Annotated in this window: 19 protein-coding genes; 16 read left to right on the top strand and 3 right to left on the bottom strand. The window is 29.0% G+C overall.

All coding sequences use genetic code 11. The features are described from left to right. The first annotated feature begins 47 nt into the window (after nucleotides 1-47). From Q0958_RS17830 to rfbB, 16 genes are all read left to right on the top strand, one after another. Nucleotides 48-1,481 (top strand): lipopolysaccharide biosynthesis protein, encoded by a 1,434-nt coding sequence (locus Q0958_RS17830; protein ID WP_299125656.1) that lies wholly within the window; start codon nucleotides 48-50, stop codon nucleotides 1,479-1,481. A 3-nt stretch (nucleotides 1,482-1,484) separates the two neighbouring features. After that, nucleotides 1,485-2,726, top strand: coding sequence for an O-antigen polymerase (locus Q0958_RS17825; protein WP_299125654.1), 1,242 nt, complete (start codon nucleotides 1,485-1,487; stop codon nucleotides 2,724-2,726). 5 nt (nucleotides 2,727-2,731) lie between these two features. Beyond that, the gene (locus tag Q0958_RS17820; protein ID WP_299125652.1) at nucleotides 2,732-3,907 is read left to right on the top strand and encodes a hypothetical protein; all 1,176 of its coding nucleotides are present in this window, start codon (nucleotides 2,732-2,734) and stop codon (nucleotides 3,905-3,907) included. Between the two features lie 68 nt (nucleotides 3,908-3,975). Continuing rightward, complete coding sequence (locus Q0958_RS17815) at nucleotides 3,976-5,112, top strand: N-acetyl sugar amidotransferase (RefSeq protein ID WP_299125650.1); 1,137 nt, start codon at nucleotides 3,976-3,978, stop codon at nucleotides 5,110-5,112. 4 nt (nucleotides 5,113-5,116) lie between these two features. After that, nucleotides 5,117-5,731 carry an imidazole glycerol phosphate synthase subunit HisH gene (gene hisH, locus Q0958_RS17810; RefSeq protein ID WP_299125647.1) on the top strand — a complete coding sequence of 205 codons (615 nt, stop codon included), beginning with the start codon at nucleotides 5,117-5,119 and terminating at the stop codon, nucleotides 5,729-5,731. Nucleotides 5,732-5,736: 5 nt separating this feature from the next. Then, nucleotides 5,737-6,495 carry an AglZ/HisF2 family acetamidino modification protein gene (locus Q0958_RS17805; protein WP_299125645.1) on the top strand — a complete coding sequence of 253 codons (759 nt, stop codon included), beginning with the start codon at nucleotides 5,737-5,739 and terminating at the stop codon, nucleotides 6,493-6,495. Between the two features lie 3 nt (nucleotides 6,496-6,498). Further along, nucleotides 6,499-7,509, top strand: a complete 1,011-nt coding sequence (locus tag Q0958_RS17800; RefSeq protein WP_299125643.1) for a polysaccharide biosynthesis protein — start codon at nucleotides 6,499-6,501, stop codon at nucleotides 7,507-7,509. Beyond that, on the top strand, nucleotides 7,509-7,946 hold the full coding sequence (locus Q0958_RS17795) for a WxcM-like domain-containing protein (RefSeq protein WP_299125641.1): 438 nt from the start codon (nucleotides 7,509-7,511) through the stop codon (nucleotides 7,944-7,946). The genes Q0958_RS17800 and Q0958_RS17795 overlap by 1 nt, the downstream gene beginning before the upstream one ends. After that, complete coding sequence (locus Q0958_RS17790; RefSeq protein WP_299125638.1) at nucleotides 7,934-9,067, top strand: NAD-dependent epimerase/dehydratase family protein; 1,134 nt, start codon at nucleotides 7,934-7,936, stop codon at nucleotides 9,065-9,067. Before Q0958_RS17795 ends, Q0958_RS17790 begins: the two co-directional genes overlap by 13 nt. Before the next feature lie 12 nt (nucleotides 9,068-9,079). Continuing rightward, nucleotides 9,080-10,216, top strand: a complete 1,137-nt coding sequence (wecB, locus tag Q0958_RS17785; protein ID WP_299125635.1) for a UDP-N-acetylglucosamine 2-epimerase (non-hydrolyzing) — start codon at nucleotides 9,080-9,082, stop codon at nucleotides 10,214-10,216. Between the two features lie 7 nt (nucleotides 10,217-10,223). Continuing rightward, nucleotides 10,224-11,435: a glycosyltransferase family 4 protein gene (locus Q0958_RS17780; protein ID WP_299125632.1), complete on the top strand. Its 1,212-nt coding sequence runs from the start codon at nucleotides 10,224-10,226 to the stop codon at nucleotides 11,433-11,435. Beyond that, nucleotides 11,432-12,406, top strand: a complete 975-nt coding sequence (locus tag Q0958_RS17775) for a glycosyltransferase family 4 protein (RefSeq protein ID WP_299125629.1) — start codon at nucleotides 11,432-11,434, stop codon at nucleotides 12,404-12,406. The genes Q0958_RS17780 and Q0958_RS17775 overlap by 4 nt, the downstream gene beginning before the upstream one ends. A 6-nt stretch (nucleotides 12,407-12,412) precedes the next feature. Further along, complete coding sequence (gene rfbA / locus Q0958_RS17770) at nucleotides 12,413-13,288, top strand: glucose-1-phosphate thymidylyltransferase RfbA (protein ID WP_299125624.1); 876 nt, start codon at nucleotides 12,413-12,415, stop codon at nucleotides 13,286-13,288. Continuing rightward, the gene (gene rfbC, locus Q0958_RS17765) at nucleotides 13,288-13,842 is read left to right on the top strand and encodes a dTDP-4-dehydrorhamnose 3,5-epimerase (RefSeq protein WP_299125622.1); all 555 of its coding nucleotides are present in this window, start codon (nucleotides 13,288-13,290) and stop codon (nucleotides 13,840-13,842) included. Before rfbA ends, rfbC begins: the two co-directional genes overlap by 1 nt. A gap of 2 nt (nucleotides 13,843-13,844) precedes the next feature. After that, entirely contained in the window at nucleotides 13,845-14,711 is an 867-nt protein-coding gene (rfbD, locus tag Q0958_RS17760; RefSeq protein ID WP_299125620.1) for a dTDP-4-dehydrorhamnose reductase, read from the top strand. A 1-nt stretch (nucleotide 14,712) separates the two neighbouring features. Then, nucleotides 14,713-15,759, top strand: coding sequence for a dTDP-glucose 4,6-dehydratase (gene rfbB, locus Q0958_RS17755; RefSeq protein WP_299125617.1), 1,047 nt, complete (start codon nucleotides 14,713-14,715; stop codon nucleotides 15,757-15,759). 36 nt (nucleotides 15,760-15,795) lie between these two features. Here rfbB and Q0958_RS17750 read toward each other — a convergent pair whose 3' ends face one another. From Q0958_RS17750 to Q0958_RS17740, 3 genes are all read right to left on the bottom strand, one after another. Next, nucleotides 15,796-17,649 carry a LysM peptidoglycan-binding domain-containing protein gene (locus Q0958_RS17750; RefSeq protein WP_299125615.1) on the bottom strand — a complete coding sequence of 618 codons (1,854 nt, stop codon included), beginning with the start codon at nucleotides 17,647-17,649 and terminating at the stop codon, nucleotides 15,796-15,798. A gap of 25 nt (nucleotides 17,650-17,674) precedes the next feature. Further along, entirely contained in the window at nucleotides 17,675-19,210 is a 1,536-nt protein-coding gene (guaA, locus tag Q0958_RS17745) for a glutamine-hydrolyzing GMP synthase (protein ID WP_299125613.1), read from the bottom strand. A gap of 62 nt (nucleotides 19,211-19,272) precedes the next feature. Further along, a complete protein-coding gene (locus Q0958_RS17740) occupies nucleotides 19,273-20,337 on the bottom strand; it encodes a 3-oxoacyl-ACP synthase III family protein (protein WP_299125610.1) in 1,065 nt (354 codons plus the stop codon). Nucleotides 20,338-20,446 lie beyond the last annotated feature (109 nt).

Here is a 20,446-nt window from a genome sequence, read left to right as displayed (position 1 = left end):
GCTCTTTAAAAAGAGAGGATTTCAGTTGCTGTTTTAAAAAGTGTTTTATGACTAAAAAAAAAGAGACTCCCATAAAATCGATGTTATGGAGCATTTTAGGAAGATATCTGCCTAGTTTGATTCAAATAGTGTCTACTATTATTATAGCAAGGCTAGTTACCCCAGCAGAGTTTGGAGAAGTAGCTTTAATAACAGTATTCATTCAAATAGCCAATTTACTTATTTCTTCTGGTTTTGCTGAAGCACTAATTTTCAAGGGTAACAATACTAATACCCTTTATTCTTCTGTGTTTTTTTTAAATATATTCATATCAATATTTCTTTATGCTCTGTTGTTTTTATTTTCAAGCACTATTGCAGAATTTTATTCTATAGAAAGACTAGAACTTTTAACGAAAGTTGTAGGGTTAAATATTATTGTTTACTCTTTTACATACATTCATAGAGTTTTGTATATGATAAATCAAGATTTTAAAACCCCTGCAATGGTGGTATTATTATCTTCATTTATAGGAAGTATAACAGGGATCATATTAGCTTATAATAATTATGGTGTTTGGGCATTAGTTTGTCAAACTCTACTGATTAATATAGTTCAATTATTGCTATTTTGGAAAATAAATCATTGGAAACCAAATCTAGTGTTTTCCAAAACAGAAATAATGGAAATAATTCCTTACTCTTCAAAAATATTATTTAACAATATAGTGCAGGTTTTATACGATAATGTTTATACTTTGGTTATAGGTAAGGTTTTTTCGTCAAAAGTTCTAGGGTATTATAATAGAATGCAAACTCTTGTGTTTTTTACTACAACTAATTTCATGTATGCAATAGAGAGTGTTTTTTATCCAATGTTATGCAAAAAAAAGGAAGATATAAATCACATAAAAGAATCTTACGAAATCTTGATGAGAATTTCTACATTTATAGCTTTCCCAATATTAGTAATTTTGATAAGTTTGGGGAAGTTTATTATAATCATATTACTTTCCGAAAAATGGTTAGGGAGTTTGCAGATTTTGAAATTAATTTCGATAGCATATTTATTCATACCTATCATTTACATGAATAACTCATTTTTAAAAATAATAAACAAACCTAATGTTTTGTTTTATACAGGTGTAGTGAAAAAAATAATAGGAATGTTAATTTTATTTTTAACTATTAATTATGATATAGAGTTTGTAATGTATGGAATAATACTTTACAGTGTAATTGATTCTATAATATCAATGGTTGTAATTCATTTACTTATGAAAGTAAGTGTATTTAAACAAGTATATTTTATGTTGAATAATATAATTTTAAATACAATATTGTTTTTTGTTTTAACATATGTTTCATCTTTTATGACTGGAGCGTTTATGAAGGTTCTAATAAGTCTGATTGTGGGAGTTATGGTTTATATAACTATTCCTGTTTTTTTGAAAATGAAAGAGTTTCAAATTTTCAATAAAATAATTTTAAAGAAAAGATAGAAAATGGATGTTATTTTAAGTGTACCTTTATTTGTGTCATTTTTTTTAATGTATAAAAAATATAAGAAAGCATATCTTTCTTTAATTTTTTTACAATTTGTATCCTTGTTTTTACAACCATTTGTAGGTAATTCAACTGAATTTGATTCTACAAAAACTTTGTTGAATATTATTTTTGTAAACCTTAATTTATTTTTAATAATAGCTCCATGGAGTTACTCAAGTTTTTCAGTAGTTTGGATAGAAGATAATAATTATTTTCTTTTTTTTAAGAAAATGCTGTACAGAGTTCTAAGGTTAAATTTAGTACTTAATGTTTTTGTATTGGTAATTGTCTTAATCTACATACCAGACATTGCTGCTTTCAAAGCACAACAAGCTTTTAAGGATTTGTATGAGAGTATACCTTATTTTGCAAATATATTTAGATACGCATTTGTTTCACAAAATTTAGGATATGTAGCCATACCTATTTTTTTTCTGCACTTAAGCAGGGGTGAGTATAAAAAAAGTAAAATAGCATTACTTTATGCAAGTTCGTCTTTGCTATCTGGTTTTGCATTCTATTCAAGAGCACAAATTTTTACGTTTGTATTAATCTTCTTTATCTATTTTTTTCTAATAAAAAATACACTTCCACTATTTTTGCAAAGAAAAATAGGAGTAATACTAAAACGAGTGTCGGTAATCATTGTTTCATTATTTTTACTAATTACTGTGGTTAGGTTTTCAGCAATGGATTATTATTCTGATCGTATACCTAAGAATTCAATAATACAAAATCCTATTATATATAACATAGTAGATTATGCATCTCAAGGATATTCGAATGGAATTAATCAATTAGAAGTATATTCAGAAGAGAAAAATTTAGGAGGAGAACAATTATTTCGTGATGTTTATCAAATATTAAACTTTGTAGGTTTAAAAAAATGGGATTCAAAAGAGTCCCAAGCTATGATTGACAAAGCATATAATTATGATGGAGGAGCTTTTAATGGTTATACTTGTTATTTAGTGTTTAATACTGGGTATTTTATAACAATGTTAATAAGTTTTGTTTTTTATTTAGTTATCAAGTTTAAATTGAAAGGAAAACGGAAAATACCTATCACTTCATTGTATGGAATTGTTTTGTTGTTGATTATACCAGTAGTTTCAATATTTTATTGTGGTTATTCACTGTTGTATTTCCCTTTTTTGTTTTTATTGTTTGTTAAAGTCCTATATTTTTTTAAAAAATAAATCTAATGAAGAAAGAAATGTTTAATGGTTACCTTTATGGATATTTAAATGAATACTATTTAAATAAAACTTATCTAACAGAAGAAGTTGATTTTTCATACAAGAAACTGAAAGTTAATAAAATATTGAGTTACTTGAAAATTCCTTCAAAATATTTTCAGAAGTTTTCTAGTTTTATTTTAATTATTTCAAAAATAGAAATAACTATTTCGATATTAATTTTATTCTATAGGTTAGTCAAGTATAGTTTAAAGTATATGTTTACTTCTAAAAATTATATTAAAAATTCAAAACTGATGCTAGGGTTGAATTGTGATAAGATGGTTTTTTTTAAGATGTTGGAAAGCGTTAATGTAACCAAAGATGATTTCGTTATAGTTGAAATTCCAACTGTGAAGACAAAATATACAGATTTTAAAAGAATCTCTATTTTCAAAGGTATAAGGTTTCTCGATATATTGAAGTCATTTATGTTTTCTTTAGAAATGGTGTTTTTGATGAAAAAAAAATATGGAAGAAGAGATTTTCTTTTTAGAGCGCATTCATCATTTGAGTATTTTTTATGTTATTTTTTTGTAACAAGAAGTGATAGAACGAATGTTTATTATTTTGATGCTTTAATAGATAGGTGGGCTTATTTATTAGGTAACATAAATCATACAACATACCTTATACAGCATGGAATATTGGGTGATGCATTTAAAAAGTTGAAAAAAATAGGTTCTGTAAATTACGCATATTATATAGATGAAGAGCAAAAAGAAATATGTGAAAAAAAATTATTTGAAAATAAACCTGTAGCCTATTTTAGAAATAGTTTGAAGTTTAATTCGAATGAGAAGCTTGTAAAAAATGAATTTAAAAACGTGTTACTAATTTGTAACATGATTTTTTACGAAAAAGAGAAAGAAATTATTAAAGATTTAGAAAAAAAAGAAATTAACTTGTACGTAAAACCTCACCCAGCAGATTCTTACGATCCGTATAATAAATTATTAACTAATAATAATTTTATTTTACTAGAAAAGAAGGATTTATTAGAAGTAGATGTAGTAATTTCTTATATTTCGACGTTAGCTACAGAGTATGAAAAAAATAATACTTTAGTGCTTAGATATTCAGATGAATCTTTTTTAGAAGATTATAATAAAGTTTTTGGAAATAATAAAGTTAAAGCTTAAAACTATGTGATATTATTCGCATTGTTTAATAGATAATAAATAAAAGTTAAAATTAAAATAAAACAATTATGGGAAAGTACCAGATCTGTACTAAAACAATAATGGATACATCGGATCCTAATATTATTTTTAACGAAAGGGGAGAAAGTGATTATTATACAAACTATATAGAAAATATATTACCGAATTGGCATACTGATGAAAGAGGGTATGCTGAATTAATGAAAGAAGCAGAAAAAATAAAAAAAGACGGTAAAGATAGAGATTTTGATTGTATTATAGGGTTAAGTGGAGGACTAGATAGTTCCTATGCTGCTTATGTAGCAAAAGAAATAATGGGTTTAAGACCTCTTATATTTCATGTTGATGCAGGTTGGAATACAGATAAGGCAGTTGGAAATATAGAAAAGTTAGTTAACGGACTAGGCCTAGATTTGTATACAGAAGTTATCAACTGGGAGGAAATGAAAGATTTACAAGTTGCTTTCTTAAAATCTCAAATAGCTGATCAAGATCTACCACAAGATTATGCTTTTTTCTCTGCGTTATATAAATTTGCTAAAAAACATAAGATAAAATATGTTCTAACAGGAGGTAACTTTTCAACAGAATGTTGTAGAGAACCAGAAGAATGGGGAGGTTTTCCAGGAATAGACACTACTTTAGTAAAAGATATTCACTCAAAATTTGGAAAAAGGCCATTAAAAACATTTCCTTTGGTAGATATACTAAATTATAAAATTTATTACAGGTATGTTTTGGGTATGAAAGTATTTAAGCCTTTAAATTTAGTTCCATATATCAAGAAGGATGTAGAGCAATTTTTATTTGATAAATACGGATGGGAAAGTTTTCAACATAAGCATCATGAGTCTAGGTTTACTAGGTTTTATGAAGATTATTGGTTGCCTAGAAAGTTTGGTTATCATAAGAGAAAAGCTCATTTTTCAAGTTTAGTATTAACAGGGCAGATGACAAGAGAAGAAGCATTAGAAAGAGTCTCTAAACCAGAATTGTCAGAAGAGTTCTTATTAAAAGAGTTTGAATATGTAGCCGATAAATTAGACCTTACGAAAGAAGAATTACAAGAAATATTCGAAGGAAAGAATAAAACATTTAGAGATTATAAAACTAAAATCAAGTTTATTAATTTCGGTGCCAAAGTAATGCAGAAATTAGGATTAGAAAAAAGATTATTTAGATAAATAAATGATAACAATAATAGATTATGGAGTAGGAAATATCTTTGCTTTCCAAAACGTTTATAAGAGATTGGACATACCTACCAAGATTGCAAGAACAGTAGATGATTTAGAAAATGTGGAAAGGTTAATATTACCAGGTGTTGGTCATTTCGATTATGCAATGTCTCAACTTAATAATTCTGGAATGAGGGAGCGTTTAGATGAACTTGTAATAAAAGAAAAAAAACCAGTCATAGGAATTTGTGTTGGAATGCAAATGATGGCAAATAAAAGTGATGAAGGTGATATGGAAGGCTTAGGTTGGGTAAATGCCGATGTCAAAAAGTTCGATGAATCTACAATAGATTATCATACTAAATTACCTCATATGGGATGGAATGATGTAGAACCAGTATTAGGACATCCTTTATTTGCTGGACTAGAGAAAGATGCAATTTTTTACTTTTTACATACTTATTATTTTAATTGTAAAGAAGCTAGTTCTAGTATAGCAACATCTGAATATGGTATAAAATTTACAAGTAGTATACAACATGAAAATGTTTACGGAATTCAATTTCATCCAGAAAAGAGTCATAGTTATGGAGAGATACTATTAAATAATTTTGCTAATTTATAGATTATATGCTTAGACCAAGAATTATACCTAGTTTATTAATACATGATAAAGGATTAGTTAAAACAGTTAAGTTTAAAAATTCTAAATATGTAGGAGATCCTATTAATGCAGTAAAAATATTTAATGAAAAAGAAGTTGATGAATTAGCAGTTTTTGATATTGATGCAACTGTATTAGGAAAGGAACCTGATTATACGTTAATAGAAAAGTTAGCCAATCAATCGAGAATGCCTATTTGTTATGGAGGAGGAGTAAAAACTGTAGAACAAGCTCAAAAAATATTTGGATTAGGAATAGAAAAAATAGCTTTAAGTTCAGCTGTGATAGATAACCCAAATTTGATTTTTGATATCTCACAAAGAGTAGGTAGTCAAAGTGTTATTGTAGTCTTAGATGTCAAAAAAAAGATGTTTGGAGGATATGAGGTTTTTATACATAATGGTAAAAAGAGTACTGGAATAAATCCTTTTGACTTTGCCAAGAAAGCTCAAGAACTAGGAGCTGGAGAAATTATTATTAATTCGATAGATAATGATGGAGTAATGAAGGGATATGATTTTAAGTTAATAGATAAAGTAAGAGATGTAGTTAATATACCAATGACTATGTTAGGAGGGGCTGGAACAATTGAAGATATTAAAAAAGCAATTGATAGATATAATGTTATAGGTGTTGCAGCTGGTAGTTTATTTGTATTTAAAGGAGTATATAAAGCAGTGTTAATTAATTACCCTTCAAGGGAAGAAAAAAGAAAACTATATTAGAAAATGAAATTTAAAGATAAAACATTACTTATAACAGGAGGCACTGGTTCTTTTGGAAATGCTGTATTAAACAGATTTTTAAATACAGATCATTTTAATGAGATACGTATTTTTTCTAGAGATGAAAAAAAACAAGATGACCTAAGAAGAAAGCTGTCTAATCCAAAAGTTAAATTTTATATAGGTGATGTAAGAGACCCATTGTCTATTGAAACTGCGGTTAGAGGTGTAGATTACATATTTCATGCAGCTGCGTTAAAACAAGTACCATCTTGTGAGTTTTTTCCAATCGAAGCAGTAAAAACTAACGTTGTTGGAACAGAAAATGTACTTGAAGCAGCTATAAAAAATAATGTAAAAAATGTAGTTGTGCTAAGTACAGATAAAGCTGTATATCCAATTAATGCTATGGGGATTTCTAAAGCTATGATGGAAAAAGTATTAGTGGCAAAATCAAGAAATGCTGGAAATACTATTGTTTCAGGAACCCGATATGGAAACGTAATGGCATCTAGAGGCTCTGTAATACCATTATTTGTTGATCAAATAAAAGCAGGTAAAGACTTAACGTTGACAGACCCTAGCATGACGCGTTTTATGATGACACTCGAAGATGCAGTAGATTTAGTATTGTTTGCTTTTGAAAATGCAGACCCAGGAGATATGTTTGTTCAAAAAGCACCTGCAGCAACTGTAGAAACATTGGCTAAAGCTTTAGTAGAAATGTATAATGGAACGAGCCAATTAAAAGTTATAGGGACGCGTCACGGAGAAAAACTATACGAATCATTACTTACTAGAGAAGAAAAAGTTAAAGCTCAAGATATGGGAGATTACTATAGGATTCCTGCAGATAATAGAGACCTTAACTACGCAAACTATTTCTCGGAAGGAGAAATAGATATGAACTCTGTAGAAGATTATCATTCACATAATACGGAAAGACTTGATGTAGAAGGAATGAAAAAGCTGTTATTAAAACTAGACTTTATCAAAGATGATCTTAACATGTAATGGAAAACAAAGCGCCTAAACTTATTAAAGGAGGAAACTTTAGTGATGAAAGAGGAAAACTAGATTTTGTAAACGATTTTGATCTTTCTCCAATAAAACGTATGTATTTCACTACACATTATAATACAAATGTTGTTCGTGCATGGCAAGGGCATATCACAGAAAGTAGATGGTTCTTTTGTGTAAAAGGAAGTTTCACAGTAAAACTAGTACAAATAGACGATTGGGAAACCCCTTCAGATACTTTAAAAGTACATGAGTTTGAACTCTCAGAAAACAATCCGCAGGTACTGTATATTCCAAACGGATATGTTAACGGATTTCAAGCATTAGAAGACAACTCAAAATTAATGATTATGGCGAACTATGGGCTTAATGAAATAGAAGATGACCAAGTTCGATTTAATAATACTAAATGGACAACATGGTACAAATAAAAGTTGGAATAACAGGACAAGGAGGCTTCATGGGAAGTCATCTTTTTAACTTTTTAGCGACAAAAGAAGACACAATAGAACGAATTCCTTTTCAAAGAAATTACTTTGAAAACAAAAATGCACTACAACAATTTGTAGCATCATGTGATGTTATTGTTCATATCGCAGCAATGAATAGGCATGAAGACCAACAAGTTATCTACGATACAAATGTTGGCTTAGTAAAAAAACTTGTTTCAGCTTGCGAAGCTGCGAAAGTAACACCAAAAATAATCTTCTCTTCTTCAACACAAGAAGAACGAGATAACCTTTATGGGAAATCAAAAAGAGATGGAAGACAACTTTTCGAAAATTGGGCAAAAGGGCAAGGAGGAAAAATAGCATCTTTAATCATTCCAAATGTATTTGGTCCTTTCGGAAAACCATTTTATAATTCCTTTGTTGCAACATTCTGTCATCAAATAATAATAGGAGAAGAACCAACAATATTAAATGATAGTGAGGTAAATCTAATTTATATTAATCAGTTATCTGAAGCTTTTTATCAAGAAATTATTAAAGAGAATACTGAAGAAAATATAACGTCATATACTGTACCTCATACAGCTACTAGAAAAGTGTCAGAAATTTTAGAATTATTAAAAGAGTACAAATCTCAATATGTAGAAAAGGGACAGGTTCCTAAGGTAAATATAAATTCTTTTGAGCTGGATTTATTCAATACATTTACTAGCTTTATTCCTAAAGATTATTTTCCAAAAAAATTCACTAAACATACTGATAATAGAGGGGAGTTTGTAGAGATTATACGTGCAGGAACTTCTGGACAATCTTCATATTCAACAACAGTTCCAGGAATTACTAGGGGAAATCATTATCATACAAGAAAAGTAGAACGTTTCGCAGTAATAAGTGGTAAAGCATTAATAAAACTTAGAAAAATCGATTCAGATGAAGTTTTTGAATACTTTTTAAACGGAGATGAACCTGCTTATGTAGATATGCCAATATGGTATACACATAATATCACTAACGTAGGAGATACAGAATTAATAACCTTATTTTGGATTAATGAACCATATGACCCAACAGACGCAGATACATATTTTGTTGAGGTCTAATAATATATAAAAATGAAAAAACTAAAAGTAATAACCGTAGTAGGAACACGACCAGAAATTATTCGACTTTCTTGTACATTAATAGCTTTAGATACTAATGCAGCAATAGAACATATATTAGTACATACGGGTCAAAACTATGATTATGAACTCAATGAAATTTTCTTTGAAGATTTAGGTTTGAGAAAACCAGATTACTTTTTAAATGCTGCTGGAAAAAATGCAACAGAGACAGTTGGGAATATATTAATTGCTATAGACCCTATATTAGAACAAGAATCACCAGATGCATTCCTAGTATTAGGTGATACAAATTCATGTTTATGTGCTATTCCAGCAAAGAAACGTAAAATCCCTGTATTCCATATGGAGGCTGGAAATCGTTGTTTTGATCAACGTGTTCCAGAAGAAACTAATAGAAAAATAGTGGATCATGTGGCAGATATTAACTTGACTTATAGTAGTATTGCTAGAGAATATTTACTTAGAGAAGGACTTTCTCCTGATAGAGTTATAAAAACTGGAAGTCCAATGTATGAAGTGCTTCATAAGTTTAAAGCAAAAATTGAAGCTTCAGATGTATTAGAAAAGTTAGAACTAGAAAGACATAAGTTTTTCGTAGTATCTTCTCATAGAGAAGAAAATATTAGTAATCCCAAAAACTTTGAAGGATTAATTGAATCTTTAAACCTGATTGCTGAAAAATATGATTACCCTATTATAGTTTCTACTCATCCCAGAACAAGAAATATGCTCAATAATAAAGGAGTAAAAACACATAAGAATATTCAGTTTTTAAAACCATTAGGTTTTTCAGACTATAATGCCTTACAAATGCACTCGTTTGCAGTATTATCTGATTCTGGTACTATCTCTGAAGAATCATCTATATTGAATTTTCATGCATTAAACATAAGAGAAGCACATGAACGACCAGAAGCTATGGAAGAAACATCAGTAATGATGGTAGGAATGAATCCAGAGCGTATAATGCAAGGTTTAGGCGCTTTAGAAAAACAATTAAGAATGCCAGAACGAAATTTTAGAGAAGTCTATGACTATTCGATGCCAAATGTAAGTGAGAAAATGGTAAGAATTATTATTTCATATACTGATTATATAAATAGAGTAGTTTGGTCTAAATACTAAGATAAAAATGAAAATACTTTTTATTTCTCAATATTTTTATCCAGAAAGTTTTAAAGGTAACGACATTGTTTTTGATTTTGTTAAAAAAGGATATGAAGTAACAGTACTTACGGGAAAACCGAATTATCCTAAAGGAGAATTTTATGAAGGATATAGTTTTTTTGGAAAAAAAGAAGAAGTAATAAAGGGGGCTAAAATACTTAGAGTCCCTTTGTTTCCAAGAAGGAGTGGTAAAGCAATTCCATTAATAATTAATTATTTGTCGTTTATTTTATTTTCGTATTGGGCTGTTTTATTTAGAGTAAAAGAAAAATATGATGTCATTTTTGTTCAACAATTGTCTCCAGTTACCATGGCTCTTCCTGGTTTATGGGTAAAAAGGAGGCAGAGAATTCCACTTTTTTTATGGGTTTTAGATTTGTGGCCTGAAAGTATTACTGCTACAACAAACGTAAAAAAGGGAATTATCATTAATTTAATAGAAAGATTAGTCAGGAAAATATATAGAGAATCGGATATAATATTAACAAGTTCAAAATCTTTTGAAGATTCCATACGAGAAAAATGTGAAAACAAAAATAAAAAAATTGAGTATTTTCCTAATTGGGCAGAAGATGTTTTTGTTGATATCAAAGAAAATGAAGAAGAAATTCCAGATTTACCAAATGGCTTTAATATTATGTTTGCGGGTAATGTGGGAGAGTCTCAAGGTTTTGAAACAATACTTAAAGCAGCCAAAAGAACAGAAGAGTATGGGATTAATTGGATTATACTAGGAGATGGAAGAAAAGTAAGTTGGATAAAAAGTGAACTTAAAATAAGAGAGATTAATAATGTACACTTATTAGGAAGATTTCCATTAAAAACAATGCCACATTTCTTTAAAAAAGCAGATGCAATGCTTGTGTCATTAAAAGATGAACCTGTTTTTGCAATTACAGTACCGGCCAAAGTTCAAGCATATATGGCTTCAAGTAAAATAATTTTGGGTATGTTAAATGGAGAGGGAAAAGAATTAATTAATGAGTCTAAATGTGGATTTGCAGTTGATGCTGATGATACTGAAGCGTTAGTTGAAAAAAGTATAAAGCTTTCTAAGTTATCTGATGAAGAGAAGAATAGAATGTCTATAAATTCAAAAAAATACTATAATGAGAATTTTAAAAAAGAGGTATTGTTTGAAAAATTAGAAAAATTAATCAGACTTCAAAAAAAATGATGAATTCATATTTTTACATACCTGTATTTTTTATTATTGCAACTATATATATAAAGATAGCAGAGAATTTTAATATAGTAGATAAACCAAACCATAGAAGTTCTCACTCTACTCCAACTATAAGAGGAGGAGGTATTTTATTTTACATAAGTATTTTAACCTTTTTCTTTATATCTCAATTTCAATACCCATATTTTATATTAGGGATTTCATTGATAGCATTTGTGAGTTTTATTGATGACATAATTACATTAAGTTCTAATGTTAGATTACCGTTTCAATTTTTAGCAATTGGCTTATGTCTTTTTCAAGTTGGATTACCAATAAATAATTTATTTGTGGTAATACCATTACTTATAATTGGAGTAGGTTTTATAAATATTTATAATTTTATGGATGGAATTAACGGGATTACAGGACTCTATACCATAGTTAACTTAGTGTTTATTTATTTAATTAATGCAAACGAAAGAATAATTAATGAAAGTTTAATAGTTTATGTTCTAATTTCAGTAATTGTTTTTGGTTTTTATAACTTTAGGAAAAAAGCAAGAATGTTTTCAGGTGATATTGGAAGTATTTCCCTAGCAGTTTTGTTGTTTTTTATAGGGGTGTCTTTTATTAGGGAACTTGAAGCTCCTATTTTAATATTAATGATGGTTGTTTATGGAACAGATGCATTAATAACCTTAGCTTACAGGAAATTTATAGGAGAAAAAATTACAGAAGCCCACAGAAAGCACATTTACCAAAAAATGGTTCATGTTTTAAAAATACCACATTTATCAGTTGCATTTATTTATACTTTTTTTCAATTGGTAATTAATTTCGTGGTATATCTTTATTATAAAAAACCAATAGATGTACAGCTTTATATAACAATTTTAGTTATTTCAATTTCAGTTTTATTATATTATCTAGCTTTTAAATATATAGAGAAAAGAGAAATAGAAAATGATTACTTAAACTAAGATTGAATGAAAGGAATAATACTAGCAGGAGGATCGGGAACACGCTTATATCCTATAACAAAAGGAGTGTCAAAACAGTTATTACCGATTTACGATAAACCAATGATTTTTTATCCCTTGTCGGTATTAATGCTTGCAGGCATAAAAGAAATATTGATTATCTCCACTCCAGATGATTTACCAAATTTTCAAAAATTACTTGGAAATGGAAGTGATTTAGGACTAAGCATAACATATGCTGAACAACCTTCTCCAGATGGATTAGCACAGGCATTTATAATAGGAGAAGAGTTTATAGGTAATGATGATGTTTGTATGGTTCTAGGAGACAATATTTTTTATGGTCATGGACTACCTGAAATGTTGAAATCGGCAATTAGGAATGTAAAAAAAGAGGGAAAGGCAACTGTATTTGGGTACTATGTGAAAGACCCTGAAAGATATGGTGTAGTTGATTTTGATTCTAATGGAAATGCTAAGTCGATTATTGAAAAACCTAATGTACCTAAATCTAATTATGCTGTAGTTGGATTGTATTTTTATCCCAATAATGTAGTTAGTGTAGCTAAAAATGTAAAACCATCAGAGAGAGGAGAGTTAGAAATTACATCAGTAAATCAATATTATCTAGAAGAAGAAGAACTGAAGGTTGAATTAATGGGACGAGGATTTGCTTGGTTAGATACAGGAACACATGACTCTTTGTTAGAAGCAAGCCAGTTTATAGAAACCATAGAAAAACGACAAGGGTTAAAAGTAGCTTGTTTAGAAGAAATAGCCTTATATATGGGATACATTTCAAAGGAACAGGTTAAAAAACTTGCAGAACCTTTAAAAAAGAGCAGCTATGGTCAATACCTTTTAAACTTGATAAAAGAATAATGCAGTTTATAAAAACAAATATTCCTGAAGTTGTAATAATCGAACCTACAGTTTTCGGTGATGAGAGGGGGTACTTTTATGAATCATTTAAACTACTTGAATTTGAAGAGAATATTCAAAAAATTAAGTTTATTCAAGACAACGAATCAAAATCTAGAAGAGGAGTTTTAAGAGGTTTACATTTTCAAAAGCCTCCTTTTTCACAAGCTAAATTAGTACGATGTGTTAAGGGGAAAGTTATAGATGTAGCTGTTGATATTAGATTAGGTTCACCCACATACGGTAAACACATTGCTATTGAATTATCAGATAAGAATAAAAGGCAGTTATTTATACCAAGAGGATTTGCACATGGTTTTGCTGTTTTATCAGAAGAAGCAATATTTTCATATAAAGTAGATAATAATTATGCGCCAGATTATGATTCAGGTATAAAGTGGAATGATAAACGACTGAAAATAGACTGGAAATTAAACTCAGAAGAAGTAATTTTATCAGAAAAAGATAAAAACTTAATATCTTTCAAAGATTTTAAGAGTCCTTTTAATTATTAGGTATGAACATATTAATTACTGGTAGTAATGGTCAATTAGGATTAGAAATAAAAGATTTATCTTCGGATTATTCTGAGTATAATTTCTTTTTTGAAAATTTTAAAAATCTTGATATAACAGATATTGAAAAAGTAAAATCTTATATTTTAAATAAAAAAATTCAAGCAGTTATTAACTGTGCAGCTTATACAGCAGTAGATAAAGCAGAGATAGAAAAAGAAAAAGCAGAGAAAGTTAATTATATAGGTGTTTCTAATTTGATTAAGGCAATTGGATTAGTAGATGGAAAGCTAATCCATATTTCTACCGATTATGTTTTTAATGGAGAAAGTGTTCTTCCTTATAAAGAAGAAGATAATGTAAACCCTATAAATGTTTATGGTAAGACAAAGTTAAAAGGAGAAACTGAAATTTTAAAATCGTCAGTAGAAGCAATTATAATTAGAACATCATGGTTGTATTCTATTTATGGTAATAATTTTGTTAAAGCAATGCTTCGTTTAGGGAAAGAAAAAAAAGAGCTAAATGTTGTATATGATCAAATAGGAGTACCAACTTATGCAAAAGATTTGGCTAAAGTTTGTTTAGATATTGTGGTAAGAAATGAAAAAATAGATAAAAACTCTAAAATATATCATTATTCTAATGAAGGTGTTACATCTTGGTATGATTTTGCAAAAGCTATTATGAAGCTTTCCAAAATTGATTGTAATATTTACCCAATTGAAACTAAACAATATCCTACACCAGCAAAAAGACCAAATTTTTCCCTTTTAAATATTTCTAAAATTAAAGAAGATTTTAATATAAAAATACCTTATTGGAGAGATTCATTAAAAGATTGCATTGATAGCATAAAAAACGAATAGAATGAGAAATATATTAATTACTGGAGGTGCAGGTTTTATCGGTTCGCATGTAGTCCGACTATTTGTTAATAATTACTCAGAGTATAATATTGTTAACTTAGATGCTTTAACTTATGCTGGTAATTTAGAGAACCTAAAAGATATCGAAGCATTATCTAACTATACCTTTATTAAAGGTGATATTTGTGATTATAACTTTATAAAAGAAGTATTTGCTAAATATAGCATTGATGCTGTTATTCATTTAGCAGCAGAATCTCATGTAGATAGATCTATTAAGAACCCATTTGCTTTTGCCCAAACAAATATTATGGGAACACTAAATTTATTAGAAGCGGCAAAAAATAGTTGGAATAACGATTTTGAGAATAAGTTATTTTATCATATTTCAACAGATGAAGTGTATGGAAGTTTAGGAGATAAAGGTCTTTTTACGGAAAATACACCTTATGACCCTCATTCGCCATATTCTGCTTCTAAAGCTTCATCAGATCATTTTGTAAGAGCATTTTATGATACTTATGGATTACCTATTGTTATATCTAATTGCTCTAATAATTATGGTTCTTATCAATTTCCTGAAAAATTAATCCCTTTATTTATAAATAATATTTGCAATAATAAGCCGCTACCGGTATATGGTAAAGGAGAAAATATTAGGGATTGGTTATTTGTAAATGATCATGCTAGGGCAATAGATGTTATTTTTCACAAAGGAAAGTTAGGAGAAACCTATAATATAGGTGGATTTAACGAATGGAAAAATATAGATTTAATTAAAGTACTAATTAAAACGGTTGATAAAATATTAGGTAGAGAAGAAGGTGCTTCTGAAAAGTTGATTTCTTATGTTAAAGACAGAGCAGGTCACGATTATAGATATGCTATTGATTCAACAAAGTTAAAAGAAGAATTAGGGTGGGAGCCATCATTACAGTTTGAAGAAGGAATTGAAAAAACAGTGAAATGGTATTTAGACAATAATGCTTGGGTTGATAATGTTACAAGTGGAGATTATCAAAAATATTATAAAGAAATGTATGAATAAAAAAAGCCGATGTAAATTTTACATCGGCTTTCATTTTTATTTTAATCTTTCTAAGCTTAAATCTTTGTTGTATTTTACTATAAATAAGCCTCTATTACTTGTACTTCCAAAAGTTTTCTTACGATAATCGAATTTATTTTCTAAACGAAGAGAAACACCGTCTTTAAAAGTATCTGTTAAGCTTTTTCCAGAAGCTAATCTTATCAAAACATCATAAGTAATGTCAAATCCTTTAATGGCGTAATCAGAAGGTATAGTATTATTTTTTTCAAAGTAGTTTTTGTTGAAAATCATTACATCATTAGAAGAATCATCAGCAAAAACATTAGAAACATATGTGAAATCAATACTAGCTAATTTATTGTTTTCTATTTTATCATACGCTTTACTTTTTTCAATAGCAAATACTTGTACTGTTGTATCATCAGGTAAACCAATCATACTATTTAAAACATCAGCAATGGCTACATTATTATCGGATGTGATAATAACCCAATTATGTTTTTTGGGATTCATTTTTTCTGTAAAACGTTCTCTTTTAATGTAACCGTCTTTTGGTTTTAAAATATGAACGTTTTTAATTGAATCATGACTTTTTAAATTACTAGCAATTTTAGTTATCCTAGAGTTTGAATTAGACTTACCATCACCAACAACAAATACTTCTTCACCATTATACTTATCTTTTAAATAAGAAATTAAAAAATCAGTGTATTTATCTTTTTCAGGAGCTGTTTTAACCAATTTAGAAGAAGAAAAATTTTGTTGCTTACTTGAAAAATGAGGAAAAACTACTGGCGCGCTAACTTTACGAGCAATTATTTCTGCTTTATTAGAATAAAAAGGTCCAATGATAACATCGCTATTATCTAATTGATCTTCTTCTAATATTGAATTAACATTACTACCTCTGTTTCCTGTATCGAAAACATTCAAATTAACCATTACTCCTTGTTTTTTTATAGAGTCAATAGCCATTTCAGCTCCCATATAAAAATCAGTAACCATATTAGCTAAAGAAGCTGATTTATTATTTTTCTTACTAAAAATATCTTTGGCAGATAAAGAATCGTATTCTTTTGCTTTAAAAGGTAGTAAAATAGCTAAGTTTATAGAGGTGTTTTCTTGAATAGTATCTTTATAAAAAGTAAAATTTTCATCTGAGTTAACTTCTTCTATAGGTTTAATTTTTAAGAGCTGACCAATAGAAAGGTCGTTATTAACAATATTAGGAAACTCAGGGTTTAATCTAATCAGATCATCTTTAGAAATATTATAAAATCGTGTTAAGCTATATACAGTTTCTTTACTTTTAACCGTATGGGTTAAAAACTTTGCTAAAACTTCCTCACGATCAATAGTTATAACACTTTCTGTAGCTTTAACTTTTAAAACTTGACCAATACTTAAGTCATTATTTTTAATACCTGGATATTCTGGATTCCATTTAATTAAATCATCTTTAGAGATATTATACTCTTTAGTGATTCTGTATACTGTTTCACCAGCTTTTACTGTATGTGTTTCGTATTCGTAAACGGTTTGCTGAAATACTTCTTCAGTATTTTCATCATTGTTTTCGTTAGATTCTGATTCTACAGTTTCTGTATCAGTAACAATAGGTTGTTCCTCTGTGTTTTCTGAAGAAGATGAAGAAACTTCTTTTTTTATTTCAGGATTTGGAATTACAATTACCGTATTTGGGTCAGGTCTTCTACTCACGTCTGGGTTTAAACGAAGTAGGTCTTTGGTTTTCATGTCAAGACGTTTCGCAATGTCGCGCATTGTTTCACCATCTTTCACTTTGTAAGAGACATATCGTTTCTGTTGACCACAGGAAACGGCAAAAGTTAAAATACAAATTAAAAGTAAAAATTGTAATTTCTTCATCTACGTTGTTTTTATTTTTAGGGGGTTATTCCCATTCAATTGTTGCAGGTGGCTTAGAGCTAATGTCATAAACAACTCTATTAACACCTTTTACATTATTAATTATTTTATTTGATGTTTTTTGTAAAAACTCATAAGGTAAGTTTACCCAATCAGCAGTCATACCATCGGTACTTTCAACAGCACGTAAAGCTACTACTTTTTCGTAAGTTCTTTCATCTCCCATAACTCCAACTGAGTTTACAGGTAATAAAATTGCTCCAGCTTGCCATACCTTATTATATAATCCGTCTTCTTTTAATCCATTAATAAAAATAGCATCAACTTCTTGTAATATCCTAACTTTTTCAGCCGTAATATCACCTAAAATTCTAATAGCTAAACCAGGGCCAGGAAAAGGATGACGTCCTAATAAGTCTTTATCAATTCCCATTGATGCTCCTACACGACGAACTTCATCTTTAAATATCATTCGTAATGGCTCAACTATTTTTAGTTTCATAAAGTCAGGTAATCCACCTACATTATGATGACTTTTAATTGTTGCAGAAGGGCCTCCATTTACTGAAACAGATTCTATAACATCTGGATAAATAGTTCCTTGAGCTAACCATTTTGCATCTTTAATTTGAGAAGCTTCATCATCAAAAACATCAATAAAAACTTTACCTATAGCTTTACGTTTAGCTTCAGGGTCACTTAATCCAGCAAGTTCATTCAAGAAACGTGCCGAAGCATCAACCCCTTTTACATTTAAGCCCATACCTTCATATTGTTTTAATACGTCGGTAAATTCATTCTTTCTTAATAATCCATTATTAACAAATATACAATGTAAATTACTTCCAATAGCTTTATGTAATAATACAGCAGCTACTGTTGAATCTACTCCTCCAGATAGTCCTAAAACAACCTTGTCATTTCCTACTTTAGCTTTTATGTTGGCAACCGTTTCATCTACAAAAGAAGAAGGTGTCCATGTTTGAGCTACCCCTGCTATATTAACTAAAAAATTTTGTAATAATTGTTTCCCATCTGTTGAATGGTAAACCTCAGGGTGAAATTGAATAGCATAAGTTGTTTCTCCTTCAATCTTATAAGCTGCATTTTTTACATCGTGTGTGCTAGCTAATAAAATTCCATTAGTAGGTAAGTCTTTAATTGTATCTGAATGACTCATCCAAACTTGACTTCCTTCAGAAATTTCGTTGAAAAATTCTTCTTCTTTTTTAATGAATGATAAATTGGCTCTTCCATATTCTCTGGTATTTGAAGGAGCTACAAGTCCACCAGAAAAATGAGCTAAATATTGGGCCCCATAACAAACAGCTAGTAAAGGTTTTTTGCCTCTAATTTCAGATAAATCTGGATGAGGTGCTTCATCAGAACGAACAGATGATGGACTTCCTGATAAGATAACAGCTTTAAAATTGTTTAAATTTTCTGGTATTTTGTTATACGGATGAATCTCACAATAAATGTTCAATTCTCTTACTCGGCGCGCAATTAATTGCGTGTATTGCGATCCGAAATCTAATATAAGTACGTTGTGTTGTTGCATGTGCAAAAATAGTACTTAGATTTTAGATTTGTAGTATTTGATTTTAGATTTTTTGAAGTTTTTTAATAACGATAAACGATTGCATTAATACTCATTCCTGAACCTACAGAAGCTAACATGATTATATCTCCTTTTTCTACCTTTTGATTTTCTATTTTACCTTTTAAAACTAAATCTAATAATGTTGGAACAGTAGCTACAGAACTATTTCCTAGTTTATGAATACTCATTGGCATAATACCTTCTGGAGTAGGTTTTTTATACAGTCTAAAGAAACGTTTAATTATAGCTTCATCCATTTTTTCATTTGCCTGATGAATAAATACTTTTTTTACTTCATCTACTGCAATACCACTTTTATCTAATGCTATTTTCATAGCATTTGGTACATTGTTTAAAGCGAATTCATAAATTTTACGGCCATGCATTTTTATGTATCGCACATCCTTATCATGACTTTTATTATAAGATTTACCAAAAAATAAATAGAATGCTTCTTCTTTAGTAAATGTTTGACTAGCATGACTAATAATTCCAGATTCAGAACCTTCTTTTGCTTCAACAATACAAGCTCCTGCACCATCACTATATATCATAGAGTCCCTGTCGTTTTGATCTACAACCCTAGATAATGTTTCAGCACCTATAACTAAACATTTTTTTGCTATTCCGGCTTTGATAAAGGCTTGGGCTTGAATAACTCCTTCTATCCAACCTGGACAACCAAATAAAATGTCGTAAGCGACACAGTTTGGGTTTTCTATTCCTAATTTGTATTTAACTCTAGTAGCTAAACTAGGTAATATGTCGCTTTGAATTGCGTTGCTCTTTACATCACCAAAATTATGAGCTAAGATTATATAATCTAGTTCTTCTGGATTTATATTTGCATCTTCAATGGCTTTCTGAGCAGCAAAATATCCTAAGTCAGAAGCATTATATTCATCTTTAGCATAACGACGTTCTTCAATTCCAGTAATCGATTTAAATTTTTCAATAATTACATCATTTGTACTAGGGAAATCAGAGCCATCCTCATTCAAAAACTGATGATTAGAAAACTCTGCGTTTGTTTTTTGAATTGAGGTAATATATGTTCCTGTACCTGTAATTACTGATGATGTCATTAGAATTCTTTAAGGGTTAAAGAATACAAATAAAGCATTTTTAATTACATTAACACCTTAATTGTCAGTCAATTTTTTAGAATTATCGAATTCTTAAAAAAGAATAGTA

It is taken from the genome of uncultured Tenacibaculum sp. (assembly GCF_947499065.1).
Taxonomy (GTDB): Bacteria; Bacteroidota; Bacteroidia; order Flavobacteriales; family Flavobacteriaceae; genus Polaribacter.
The sequence above is the reverse complement of the archived record's forward strand: the minus strand, read 5'-3'. Positions and strand labels throughout refer to the sequence as shown.